Raw genomic sequence first — 13,596 nt, 5'->3', positions numbered from 1 at the left:
CAGACGATAAAGCTGATTTTGCCGTTGACAGTACCGCAGGTGGCGGATATCATGCGCCCCGTTCACACGATTCCTCTGTAGTTCAGTCGGTAGAACGGCGGACTGTTAATCCGTATGTCACTGGTTCGAGTCCAGTCAGAGGAGCCAAATTCTTGTTTTCATGCCGCTTTGCGAATCCTTATGTGATTCAGATTCAATAGGTTAGCGTGAAAAGTCTTCCCGATGGATTTTCAGTTTACCCTCCGCATCGGGAGAATTTGGTGGTCAGATTTGGGGTCAAGTTGGTTCGATGACGGAGTGACCCCCAAATGTCTCTTAACGACTCAAAAATCCGCAACTTAAAATCATCAGCAAAACCCTTCAAAGTTTCCGATTCTCATGGTCTGTACCTTTTAGTTAATCCCGGCGGTTCACGTCTCTGGTATCTCAAATATCGCATCAATAGAAAAGAATCCCGCCTCGGCTTAGGTGCCTACCCTGATGTATCTCTGGCCGACGCTCGTCAGCAACGTGACGGTATTCGAAAATTGCTGGCGCAGAATATCAACCCAGCACAACAGCGATCCGCTGAACGAACCACTTCCTCACCAGAAAAAACCTTCAAGACCGTGGCATTGAGCTGGCATAAAAGCAACCGAACATGGTCAGAGAACCATGCCGCCCGTCTGCTCGCCAGCATGAACAATCATATCTTCCCAATAATTGGACACCTGCCGGTCACCGAACTGAAAACCCGTCATTTCATCGACCTGCTGAAAGGGATTGAAAAAAGAGGTCTGCTGGAAGTGGCGGCACGTACCCGACAGCATATGTGCAACATTATGCGTCATGCTGTGCATCAGGAGTTGATAGAGCACAATCCGGCGGCAAATCTGGATGGCATAATCGCCCCTCCCATCAAACGCCACTACCCTGCCCTTCCGCTGGAAAAACTCCCGGAACTTTTGACTCGCATTGAGGGTTACCAGCAAGGACGAGAGTTAACCCGCCTGGCAGTATCACTCACTCTGCACCTGTTTATCCGTTCCAGCGAACTGCGTTTCGCCCGTTGGTCTGAGATTGATTTCAGAAACAAAATCTGGACCATTCCTGCCACTCGTGAGTCCATCCCCGGAGTCCGCTATTCAGGGCGTGGCGCGAAAATGCGTACCCCGCATATCGTTCCTCTATCCAGTCAGTCCATCACTATTCTGAAACAGATAAGGGAAATCTCCGGGCATCAGGAACTGATATTTCCCGGTGACCATAATCCGTATAAGCCCATGTGCGAAAACACGGTCAACAAGGCGTTGCGCTTGATGGGTTATGACACGAAAGATGAAATCTGTGGCCACGGATTCCGCGCAATGGCCTGTAGTGCCCTGATGGAATCCGGACTGTGGGCGCAGGATGCGGTTGAGCGTCAGATGAGTCACCAGGAGCGCAATAAAGTACGTGCAGCATACATGCACAAAGCTGTATACCTTGATGCCCGAAAAGAGATGATGCAATGGTGGTCCGATTATTTGGGTATTTGCCATAAGTCCTATATTCCACCCTATGTGTGCGGCAAAAAAACGAAATGATTAAGCATACACCTTTAACAAAAGTCAAAACTGCATAACTACTTTTTGCTGAAAGTGTTGATCTTTTTTACAAAAATAAATCTCTAATCGTAATTCGCTTTGTGCGTTATAGATGAATACGGAAAAATAACATTGCCCTCAGCATAACCGTACGGTACAGTTATTTGAATTGCATTGGGCTCCAACACACTAAGCAGCTGCCAAGCTTTAAATTTTTAGCAAGTGGAGTTTCTTAATGGTGAGTTTTTGTGTCGGTTTAGGTAAGCATCAATTTGCTTCCAACGAGAACGTTTGATGAATGAAGGCGAAATCATGAAAAAATTTTTACCGTTATCATTTTTCCTATCAGTATGCTCAATAAGCGGTTGCGTGCCTCATGATGATTATGATCGTCGAGGGGAACGACGATATGAGTCTCAGGTTCTTGAAGCGGATCGGCAACGTGAAATCGATCGTATACGCAACCGGGAACGAAATCGTGAGATAGAACGTGCCCGCGATGTGGAGAGAGTTCAGCAGATGGAAAAGGATAGGGCTCGGGAAAGACGAGCTTGGTAGAAACTACCATTTCCCATGGATGGGATTGAACTCGGTTTCTAAAACAAAGTCAAAACAATGAGATCTGGCAGCAATGCTACAGAAGTTTCAGAACCAAACTATGGTTCCTTTAAAAATAAAGAAGTTAATACCTTGATAAGTATAGTTTTCGTCAGGTTTTAGGCTCATATGTTGGTGATAGACGAAATTTTGATACACGACCTTCCCCCTTTGAAAGAATGAATCATTAACCAATACCGAGACTTCCACAAAACTAAACCGTACTGTATAAGAAAGGTATGGCACCCTAGTTTCGTAATCAAAATGAACGAATTATCCCGATTCATCATACGTTTCTTAAGCTGCAGTTGATGAAAAGAATCAGATGCGCTTAGCTGCTTTAACTGTCTATCAACCAGTTTTCGAAACTGAACATCACTTAACCTCATGAAAAATGAGGAAGTTTAGTTAATTCAACTTCTGGATAATATTATGTATCTGAAAATCATTTCCATCATGGCAATCGCGGGACTTTACGGATGCGACAATAAGCAACCGCAAACACAAAGTAGTCCACCAATTGAAGTGGGAGTGACAACCCTCAATGCTCAAATTTATTCTGTCATCAGCGAATTGCCCGGACGAACTGTTTCCTCCACAACCGCCGAGGTTCGTCCACAGGTGGGGGGGATAATCCAAAAGCGCCTTTTCAATGAAGGTGACGATGTCAAAGCCGGACAGCCCTTGTATCAAATTGATTCCGCCAGTTACCGCGCATCTTTTAATCAGGCAACTGCATCCCTTAAGAATGTGCAGGCACTTATGCTGGCTGACTGCGCCAAAGCCCGTCGCTATACAGAACTGGCAAACACACATAACATCGCCCGTCAGGATCTAGATAATGCCCGTGCAACCTGTGAGCAAGCACGGGCTAGTGTGTCAGAAAAAACAGCGTTGCTGGAAAGTGCTCGCATACAGCTGGAATGGACCACTGTATCTGCACCCATTAATGGACGGATTGGAATTTCCTCTGTAACACCTGGTGCACTAGTTACTGCGCAACAGGAAACAGCACTGACAACCATTCGAGCGATCGATATCATATATGTTGATGTTACACGTTCAAGCCGCGACTTATTACGTCTTCGTCAACAAGCGCTATCTTCGAATGGAGAAAGCCTTAGCGTTTCACTGATTCTGGAAGATGGCAGTGTATATCCGGAAAAAGGTCATCTCCAACTAACTGAACTTGCAGTTAACGAGTCAACAGGTTCTGTTATTCTGCGGGCTATTTTCCCTAACCCGCAGCATCTGCTGCTTCCGGGTATGTATGTCCGTGCCAGAATCAATGAAGGTATCCTTGAAAATGCCATACTTGCGCCACAGCAGGGTATTGCCCGGGATGTAAAAGGTAATGCTTCAGCACTGGTCGTTACTGAGGATAATAGTGTTGAAAGACGGCAAGTGGAAACGGGCAATGCCGAAGGTGACAACTGGCTTGTACTTAAAGGGCTTAAGCACGGCGATCGGTTGATTATTGAGGGAACGGATAAAGCGAGCCCAGGACAAAGCGTTCGGCCTGTTGAAGTTAAGCAACCGGGAGGTAACTCCTGATGTTCTCTCGTTTCTTTGTAAGACGACCAGTCTTTGCCTGGGTAATATCAATTCTTATCATGCTGACTGGATTACTGGCACTTCGCACACTACCAGTGGCGCAATATCCTGATGTTGCTCCGCCTTCAGTGAGAATAACAGCAAATTACTCCGGCGCATCAGCCCAGACACTGGAAAACAGTGTGACACAGGTAATTGAGCAACAGCTAACCGGACTCGATAACCTGCTTTATTTTAATTCCAGCAGTTCATCTGAAGGGACAGTGAGCATTACTGTCACATTTGCACAGGGAACCGATCCTGACACAGCACAGGTACAGGTGCAGAATAAAATTCAGCAAGCAGAATCCCGTCTTCCCACCGAAGTCCAGCAGGCTGGTGTTACTGTCACTAAAGCTCAGTCAAACTATTTACTTATCATGGCGCTGTACGACAAAACCGATGCATCGACCAGTGCAGATATTGGCGATTGGCTCGTCAGCAACTTGCGAGATCCTTTAGCCAGAGTGGATGGTGTGGGTGATCTGCTAATTTTCGGGGGTGAATATGCAATGCGGATCTGGCTTGACCCTATAAAACTGGCATCTTTTTCCCTGATGCCCGGAGATGTGGCCAATGCAATTCGGGCGCAAAACATTCAGATTTCCGCCGGTAAAATTGGCGGACTCCCCTCTTCTGACAGGCAACAACTTACGGCTACTGTGAGGGCACAATCCCGTCTGCAGACCCCCGAACAGTTCAGCAACATTATCCTCAAACATGACAGCACAGGTGCCATTGTTAGGCTTGGCGACGTAGCCCGTATAGAACTGGGGAGTGAATCTTACAGTATGTCCGCAAAATTGAACGGGCATCCTTCTGCTGGTATTGCTGTGATGCTGGCACCGGGAGCGAATGCGCTCGATACATCTCTGAGAGTAAAGGAAAAGATTGCCGAATTTCAGCGCAGTATGCCTGCAGGATATGATGTGGCCTATCCAAAGGATAGTACTGAGTTTATCAGACTGTCCGTTCAGGATGTCGTCAAAACATTGGTCGAAGCCATCGTGCTGGTCGTGGCTGTGATGTACCTGTTTTTGCAAAACCTGCGCGCGACACTCATACCTGCACTGGCCGTCCCAGTGGTACTGCTTGGAACATTTGCCGTGTTGTCCTTGTTTGGCTACTCCATCAATACGCTGACGCTGTTTGCGATGGTGCTGGCTATTGGACTACTTGTCGACGATGCTATTGTGGTCGTGGAGAACGTAGAGCGCATAATGCGTGATGAGGGGCTATCTGCTAAAGAAGCGACCGAAAAATCGATGAGCGAAATTTCCGGTGCGCTGATAGCCATTGCTCTCGTACTGTCCGCAGTATTTCTGCCGATGGCATTTTTTGGTGGTGCCACAGGCGTCATTTACCGACAATTCTCAGTCACGATTATTTCTGCAATGACACTATCTGTCGTCGTTGCATTGACGCTCACCCCTGCATTATGCGGCACGCTGCTTCATCACAGTCCCCCCCGTGATAAAGGATTTTTTGGTGCTTTCAATCGTTTCTATGGCAATACAGAGCGTCGCTACTGCCACAAAGTACTCCAGGTTATTCGTCGCCCCCTCACGTTAATGCTGGTCTATGGCGCAATGGGAGTTGTTATGGGTCTGCTGATGTGGCGCCTTCCCGGCAGTTTCCTCCCTAACGAAGACCAGGGGGAAGTTATGCTGCAGGTATCACTCCCGTCAGGCGCAACCGCCAGCCGGACAAATGCTGTCAATGACCAGATCACCTCCTGGTTCCTTGACAAGGAAAAGGACAATACTGAAGTCATTTTTACCATCACAGGATTTAATTACACCGGAAGTGCTCAGAATGCCGGGATGGCGTTCGTCAAACTTAAACACTGGGATCAGCGTGAAGGCAGAGAAAACTCTGCCGAAGCCGTCTCACTTCGGGCAACACAGCAGTTATTTCCTATCCGCGATGCCCGTATTTTTGCACTCATCCCCCCCTCTGTTCAGGGACTTGGTCAAAGCAGCGGGTTCACTTTTGAGCTGATGGCCAGCGGTTCAACAGACCGCAGTACCTTGATGTCACTTCGTGACCAGTTGATAGATGATGCAAACCAGAGTCAGGAACTTCGCTCAATCCGGGCCAATGTCTTGCCGGAAACATCACAGTTACAGATCGACATAGATAACGATAAAGCGGTCGCGCTGGGCCTGCCGATTAGTGATGTTACCACCACGCTCTCCGCTGCATGGGGAGGGAGTTATGTTAACGATTTCATCGATCGGGGACGCGTGAAGCGGGTATACATTCAAGGTGATGGTGAATTCCGGTCAAAGCCATCGGACTTAGACAAATGGTTCGTACGGGGAGAGGATGGAGCAATGACGCCTTTTGCCTCTATTGCCACTGCCCGCTGGACCTGGGGACCGGAGAGTCTTGCACGATACAATGGTTCGGCCGCCTTCGAAATACAGGGAGACAGTGCTGAAGGATTCAGCTCAGGAGATGCAATGCAGAAAATGGAGGCACTCGCCAATAACCTTCCTCCGGGTACAACCTGGGCCTGGAGTGCACTTTCCCTTCAGGAAAAACTGGCCAGCGGACAGGCATTCAGCCTGTATGCTCTGTCCATACTGGTTGTCTTTCTCTGTCTTGCGGCACTCTATGAAAGCTGGTCGGTGCCCTTCTCTGTCATCATGGTGATCCCGCTTGGACTTCTGGGAGCGATTATCGCCGCATCGCTGAGGGGTCTGAACAACGATATTTATTTTCAGGTTGCACTACTCACCACCATAGGTCTCTCATCCAAGAATGCCATTTTGATAGTTGAATTTGCTGAAGCATCTGTCAGAAATGGTCGTCCCCTTGCTGCTGCGACTGTTGAGGCGGCCCGTACTCGCCTGCGTCCCATTTTGATGACATCACTTGCCTTTATCGCTGGTGTGGTACCACTGGCTATAGCCACTGGTGCTGGAGCTAATAGCCGTATCGCAATTGGGACCGGTATAATCGGTGGCACCCTTGCTGCTACGTTGCTTGCGATATTTTTTGTGCCTTTGTTTTTCGTGATTGTCAGAAGCGTAGCCCGCGCTTTCGGAAATACCCATAACAATTATTAGCAATTAAAAAATCATTATTTTCAAACTTCACTATAGTCCAAGCGCTAGCCTCATCGAGTGATGAGGCTAGGCCAGTTAAAACGTTTAATAATCTTGTTTTTATTATTTTATCCTCTCATTGTCGAATAGTGCTTACGATATGCTCCCGGTGCGATGCCATTATGTTTACGAAAGATTCGTGTAAAATAGACCGGATCGCTGTATCCTACTGACAGCGCCACTTTGTTGAAGGGCAATGTAGTAGTTTGCACCAGCCACTTTGCCCGATTAATCCTCTGCATCTCTCTCCAAGCATAAATAGTTTGCCCCACTTCATGTTTGAATAGATGCGCAAGACGCGAGGGAGAAAGGAAAACCATTGATGCAAGCGTTTCAATTTTAATTTCCTGAGCTATATTTTCATCCAGATACTCGCAGATAACTTTTATTCGCGGATCGTGTATGTGTTGGTTGCCAATTGGCTGCAACTGGAAACAGTTTAAAATAAGCCGTTCCAGTGCATTCATAGCTAGTGCTTCGGAGAGTGGTGCCGTAGCATTATGTTCGAGAATCACAGCGTAAAAGAGATCTTGAAGAATTTTAAGTTGCTGCTGATCCATCACTGTGGTTTTACCGATGCCATAAGTGGTGTTATCCCACTTTAACCAGTTAACCCAATAAGGGCGTGGAATAAAGTAAATCCATAGATGATCCCAGTGCTCGCTATTTTCATCACGCCCGTAGTGGTGAGGCACACCGGGTGGGAAAAGCAGCAGATCGTTTTCACGAAATAGCAGCGACCCCGTTCCAGCTCTTGCCCTAGCCTGACCACGCTGCGTTAGGTTGATGATATAGCCTTTCATTCCTTGCGGTCGGTTAATGTAGTAGTCTAGTTTTGAACCCCGAGTAATCGGCGTAAAGCCCGCCACCATCCAGGCGTTGAAGGTAAAGGTCTTGAACAATGGTGAAGAATGTAAAAGTTCGTGAATATCCAGTTCCATATACCCTCCGCTAGGATAAGTTGTTGCCTTTAGCTCTCTATGATACGAAGACCCCAACTATTGAGGCGCAATGGTTCGCCACAGAATACTTTTTCACCGCTCAAAAGATCAATGCCCTCTGTTTCCGCTGTGGTGTCACACGCGTCGCCGCTATAGTTAAACAAGAAATGGATAAGGTTGCCATCACTGTTGCTCATCGTTCTGGTAATTAGTGGATAGGTATTACTCGAGGTGTGTGATGTCAATTTTAACCCATTAGTAAGCTTGTTAAACAACTGACTAATCAGCTTTTTATGCGGAAGAAACCCGACGTATAACGCACGGCCTTTTCCATAGTCTGCCTCAGTTGCCGCCGCATATGAATTCCATTCAGGGTGTTGATAGCGTAGTAACATGCGAGTCTCTGGTGCCGGGGTCAGTAATTCCATCCACAATTCCACTTTATTGTGCTCACGGCAGTTAAGTGTCGGGATGCAAGCAGTAACTTGAACATCATTCGGTAAGGTAAATTGGTTATAACTTACCCCACAGGCCTGATACAGAATGCCTGGCTGCGTACTACTGCGCACTTTAACGTGCTCGTTGCTAAATCCGGATTTAAAGCCAATTAAGGCTCGTCCCCCCTGTTCAATATAGTGATTAATGCGCGTAAGGAGACCGTCATCAGCGGCATAGAGGCCGGGTATAATTATCGCCTTATATCGCATTGTTCCTTCGTTCACATCGTTAATGATATCTAGACCAATGTTGTGGTCGTACATGGCATCATGGAAGCGACGAAAAATATCATTATAAACATTTCCTTGCTCATCCCCCGGCCGGAATTGATTGAGTGCATCCATGGCTTCATTGCTAATGAGAATGGCGACATCATTAACTGCCCTCAGCCCGATAAGTTTTGGTGATAATCGTGCAAAATCTGCACCTATCGTCGTGGCCTCCTGCCAAGTTGCATTACGCGAGAAGTCATGGCTCAGCAGACCTTTCCAGTACGTTTCATAGGAATTATGAATGGAGTGCCAATGCCAGTATGAAACCATTGCGGCACCGGAAGCAATGTGACTGAAAGCCTGAAGTCGTAGCTGGCCAGGGAAAGGTGTCCACTGCGCAAAGCCCTGAGCTTGTGTTTCAAGCACGAAATAATTTTTCCCCATTTTAAGTGCGCGAGAAATGGCGCCTCCAAATGCTATCTCTCGACCTGTCAAATTTTTTTGGCTAGGGTGATAAATATCAACTCCGGCGATATCCAGTACCTGCGAGGCCGTAAAATGATCAACACTCGGTTGCAGGCCGAAAGAATAACCACGCCATTCAAAGTCGAAGTTATGGGTAACGAACTGATGCGGTTTCGCGTACTCCCTAACGAGCCCGGCCTGCCATGCAAGATAATCCGTTACTTGCTGGCGCTGATAGCGGGAAAACGCGCAAGCAAGGCTGGCGTTAATAGTCTTCTCAACTGACGGGAAATCATCCCAGTTGTCAATACGGTTGCTCCAATAGTCGAGGCCAAAATCGTAATTTAGCCTATCAAGGCTTGCGTATTTTTCCTTCAGGCTATATATGAAACCCTTCTGCATATGGTGCCCTACGTTGCCATAATGCTTTGTTTCGTTATCCAACTGCCAACCAATAATTGCCGGATGATGCTGTACGTGCTCCAGTAGCGCACGAATAATCCTTTCCGCATAAAGGCGGAAAGTGGGGTTAACAATATCCATAATCTGTCGCGGGCCATATTTCTGATGTCCTTCTATAGTGGTCACCAGAATATCCGGATGCTTAGCTGCGAGCCAAGCTGGAACTGCATAAGTGGGTGTACCAATGATTACGGAAATCCCAGCACCATGCATAGCGTCAAGAACACGGTCGATATGGTAAAAGTTGAATTCACCTTCCTTAGGTTCTAGGGTACTCCAGGTAGATTCTGCAATGCGAACCACATTAATGCCAGTTTCAATCATCAGTGAGATATCCTTTGCAAGGCGGTCTTCCGGCATATATTCATCGTAATAAGCGACTCCGTAATATAGATAAGACATTCAGGTTACCTCGTGAATTAATTAGAAAGTGCGGGCTGATGATTGATAAGCCGCGCCTTTTCAAGTGTGATAATAGAGAGAAGTGTAAAGCAAAGAGCTATGCTTCCGAGAACAATGTAGCTACTAGTGAACCCCATACTTTGGTACATGTAGCCGATTCCGGTAGAGAGAAAGATAGAGCTGAAACTTTTGGAAAACTGGAAACCAATTAAATACACCGTAGCGGAAAGCATTGGATTGAAGTTAGTGCAGATATACTTCAATGCTGCGACTAGCAGCACTGAGCTTTCGAAGCCATGCAATAGCTTAATCAGACTGATTGATATTGGACCTATCGCCCATGCGGAGCCAATGATGCGAAGACTCATAATCATACCGCAGTACAGCAGGGCATTTTTGGGCCCGATTTTGTTAACAAACCAAGGGGCAAAAAACATTACTACAGCATCGAGAATTATCTGTCCGGTTGTGAGGTAACCGAAAACTTCTGCGCCTCGAGCTTTGCTCTCAAAAAAATGACTATAGTAAATAGCGAACTGCTGATCGTAAGTTTCATATACTGCTCCGACTCCAATCATATAGAAGGCGAAAAACCAGAATTTTTTCTTTTTCAGCAACGCAACTGCATCGTTAATAGTAACTGCTTTGGCTTTGACATGGTTACCTGCATCTTTTGTTGTATCTACCTGTGTTTTCCAGACGATGAGCAACAGACAGACACCAGCTGCGCTAGCCAACCAGAAAATCATGGTCTGGTCGAAGCCATAAAGTTTTCCAGCAGCAAATGTCCCAATCGCAGCCCCAATTCCTCCAAACATACGTGCTCTACCAAACTCAAAACTAGAAGCCCGGCTTACTTTGTCAATATATGCTTCGCAGACACCACAACCAGCCCCATACGCAAGACCGATATAAACACCGCCAGCCAGCGCGCCAAGAAGCACGCTGAACTTTAACAAAGGTGCAAACACGTAGATCCAGTAGGGGGCAAACAGCGTAATAATGATGGCCAGCATCCACATAAGATGTTTGCGGTAGATAAGTTTATCGGATATATAACCAAAGAGCGGCTGCACGCACACAGAGATAATGGCGGTGAACGAATAAACCATACCGACATCTCTATAGTTGATGCCAATTGTTTCTGTCAACCAAAGAGAAAGGTAAGGGTAACAACAACCCCACCCGATAAAAAAGAAAAAGAAAAATAAGCAACTTCTAGAATAGTTTTTATTCATGACACCCTCTTTTCCTCGCAAGGGAATATATTTGTAGAAACGCAATTAAGTTAGCGCCCCACAAAAAGAGTGATCATAAATATATCGCTATCGATCAGTAAGAATCTGCTATAGCAGAACGGACGTGAGCTACTTCACACAATCCGACAAACAGCTTAAATTGGCACCTAATTACCAAGATTAAAATTAAGTATAAATGACAAATAAAACATAAAGAATATATTGACCTTACAATAAAAGTTAGAAAGATTATATTTTATAATCTCACAAAACAGCAAATCCTGTCTGATTATATAGCCTCTTCGCTTTAACATAAAATCACAAAAAAGTATTTATTTTGACGTGCGAGTTTCAGGTATGGTTCATACCTGAAATAATTACAATGACAGCTTTTTTATTTCATCAAATGATATAAATATAGTAAGACATACAATATTATTAAATCCTGATAAATATTATTTTAACGAACTCTCCACGACTCATTAACCTTGAAATGCATCCCGTTTCTCAATTAAAAAATCCATGAATGCACGCACCCTTGCTGGCATATTTTCCCTTGTAGGAACATAGAGATAAAAGCCTGGGAATGGTGGACACCATTCGTCAAGCACTCGTACTAACGATCCCTCTTCAAGATGACGATGCAGGCAAAGGTTGATATGTTGTATAAGCCCGACTCCTTGGAGGGCTGCATTAATCATTCCTTCGTCATCATTAGTAATAAAAGTGCCTTTGGGTTCTACCGTGATTTGATGGTGCGCATCGCCTTCAGCACTAAATTCCCAATCGTATACTGCGCCACTTGTCAGCCTGCGGTAAGAAATACAATTGTGCTCCGCAAGATCTGCCAGCGTCTTTGGAATAGCATTTTTGGCGAAGTAGGAGGGGGAACCCGCCACCACCATCTCCAGCATTTGGGTAACAGGCACTGCAACAACATGCTCAGCCAGACTTTCGCCCAGTCGTATACCCGCATCACAACCATCTGCAATAATATTCGCCAGACCATCGTCCATTACCAGCTCCAACTGTAAATCGGGATATCTCACAAGAAACTCTGCCAAATGCGGCTCTATGAGCATTTTGGCGGCCGACCTCGAAGTATTCACACGTAAAAGACCTGAGGGATGATTACGGGAATTGCCTATCTCACGAATCGCGCGCTCAATGGAGCCAAGTGCAGGCTCAAGGGCACGGAGTAGATGTAACCCCTCATCAGTCAATGACATATCTCGGGTAGTACGGTTGAGTAAACGCACGTTAAGACGCTGCTCAAGTGTCTTTAAACTATGAGATATAGCTGCCCTTGATACTTTTAACTCTGCGGCAGCTCGGGTAAAGCTTTTATGACGTGCTATCTCTGCAAAAAGTGCGAGTTGGGGGAGTAGATATGGCTCCATAACCTCATCCTATTGTCAAATTCAAATTGACACTATAGTTGATATTGTTGTCTTGTTCCAGCGTTACTACCTACCTACACTTAATTGTTGTTTTGAGCAACATTTCTATCAAACAGGTAATTATTCAAGAAGGTGAACTTTATGGATTCCATCAATATCAAGAATTTCTACAGCACCATTTCGGCAAACCTTTATTACCCTCCTGACTTTGACGAAACTAAAAAATACCCAGCCATTATCAGTGCACATCCGATTGGAAGCTGTAAGGAACAAACTTCAGGTAACATTTACGGCACTGGTCTTGCTCTCGCAGGTTATGTTGTCATCGCTTTTGATGCTTCATTCCAAGGTGATAGTACTGGTGAGCCACGCCATCTTGAAAACCCGGCACTACGTGTTGAGGATTTTAAAGCTGTTGTCGACCATCTAATAACTCTTCCTTACGTTGAGCAGGAACGGATTGGCGTACTTGGAATATGTGGTGGTGGTGGGTATGCAATTAATGCGGCAATGACTGAACGGCGGATCAAGGCAGTTGTTTCAGTGACCGGGGTTAATATTGGCCGACTGATGCGGGAAGCATTCAGCAGCAATGACCCACTGCCTTTACTGGAGGCGATAAGCAATCAACGCACTGCAGAGATACTTGGTAGCACTGCTCGAGTTGACGATGTATTACCTTCAAGCCCGGAAGAGGCCACACGCCTTGGTTTAACCGAAATCGATGTCTTTGAGGCCACAGAATACTACCGTACACCGCGAGGACAAAAACCCAATGGAGTTAATAGCTGGTTATTTTCACACCAGTCTGCAGCAGTTGGCTGGGACGCATTCCATTTAGCTGAAGTACTTCTTACACAGCCTCTTATGGTTGTTGTCGGTAACAAGGTTGGTGCTTTTGGTGCTTACCGCGACGGTTATGAAATTTTTGGAAAAGCAGCATCTAGGAAAAAAGAAATCGTGGAGATTGCAGGCTGGTCACATTATGACCTTTATGATAAACCCGAACCGACTGAGCTTGCCCTGAAGAAAATTGTGCCGTTCTTCAAAGAACATCTCTGAGGGATTAGTACAGATCAACAGTGCCCGGCATTCCATTAAGAGCAAAAG

At 46.0% G+C, this 13,596-nt stretch carries 8 protein-coding genes and 1 tRNA gene; 5 read left to right on the top strand and 4 right to left on the bottom strand.

What is annotated here, in order from left to right; translation table 11 throughout:
* Positions 1 to 71: 71 nt before the first annotated feature.
* From KKH3_RS06750 to KKH3_RS06735, 4 genes are all read left to right on the top strand, one after another.
* Positions 72 to 147 (top strand) — tRNA-Asn (locus tag KKH3_RS06750).
* A 161-nt stretch (positions 148 to 308) separates the two neighbouring features.
* Positions 309 to 1,565, top strand: a complete 1,257-nt coding sequence (locus KKH3_RS06745; RefSeq protein WP_039357273.1) for a tyrosine-type recombinase/integrase — start codon at positions 309 to 311, stop codon at positions 1,563 to 1,565.
* 1,029 nt (positions 1,566 to 2,594) lie between these two features.
* Entirely contained in the window at positions 2,595 to 3,716 is a 1,122-nt protein-coding gene (locus KKH3_RS06740; RefSeq protein ID WP_139338689.1) for an efflux RND transporter periplasmic adaptor subunit, read from the top strand.
* The gene (locus tag KKH3_RS06735) at positions 3,716 to 6,829 is read left to right on the top strand and encodes an efflux RND transporter permease subunit (RefSeq protein ID WP_039357271.1); all 3,114 of its coding nucleotides are present in this window, start codon (positions 3,716 to 3,718) and stop codon (positions 6,827 to 6,829) included. Before KKH3_RS06740 ends, KKH3_RS06735 begins: the two co-directional genes overlap by 1 nt.
* A gap of 107 nt (positions 6,830 to 6,936) precedes the next feature.
* Here KKH3_RS06735 and araC read toward each other — a convergent pair whose 3' ends face one another.
* The 4 genes from araC to KKH3_RS06715 form a co-directional block, all read right to left on the bottom strand.
* On the bottom strand, positions 6,937 to 7,809 hold the full coding sequence (araC, locus tag KKH3_RS06730) for an arabinose operon transcriptional regulator AraC (protein WP_039357268.1): 873 nt from the start codon (positions 7,807 to 7,809) through the stop codon (positions 6,937 to 6,939).
* Between the two features lie 29 nt (positions 7,810 to 7,838).
* Positions 7,839 to 9,848 carry a beta-galactosidase gene (locus KKH3_RS06725; protein WP_039357265.1) on the bottom strand — a complete coding sequence of 670 codons (2,010 nt, stop codon included), beginning with the start codon at positions 9,846 to 9,848 and terminating at the stop codon, positions 7,839 to 7,841.
* Between the two features lie 17 nt (positions 9,849 to 9,865).
* Positions 9,866 to 11,086 carry an oligosaccharide MFS transporter gene (locus KKH3_RS06720; RefSeq protein WP_039357262.1) on the bottom strand — a complete coding sequence of 407 codons (1,221 nt, stop codon included), beginning with the start codon at positions 11,084 to 11,086 and terminating at the stop codon, positions 9,866 to 9,868.
* 482 nt (positions 11,087 to 11,568) lie between these two features.
* On the bottom strand, positions 11,569 to 12,486 hold the full coding sequence (locus KKH3_RS06715; protein ID WP_039357259.1) for a LysR family transcriptional regulator: 918 nt from the start codon (positions 12,484 to 12,486) through the stop codon (positions 11,569 to 11,571).
* A gap of 141 nt (positions 12,487 to 12,627) precedes the next feature.
* Between KKH3_RS06715 and KKH3_RS06710 the strand changes: the two genes are divergently transcribed.
* Positions 12,628 to 13,548 (top strand): alpha/beta hydrolase, encoded by a 921-nt coding sequence (locus KKH3_RS06710; RefSeq protein WP_039357256.1) that lies wholly within the window; start codon positions 12,628 to 12,630, stop codon positions 13,546 to 13,548.
* Positions 13,549 to 13,596: the final 48 nt, after the last annotated feature.

Origin of the sequence: Pectobacterium actinidiae (genome assembly GCF_000803315.1) — a bacterium.
In the GTDB taxonomy this organism is placed as follows: Bacteria; Pseudomonadota; Gammaproteobacteria; order Enterobacterales; family Enterobacteriaceae; genus Pectobacterium; species Pectobacterium actinidiae.
The sequence above is the reverse complement of the archived record's forward strand: the minus strand, read 5'-3'. Positions and strand labels throughout refer to the sequence as shown.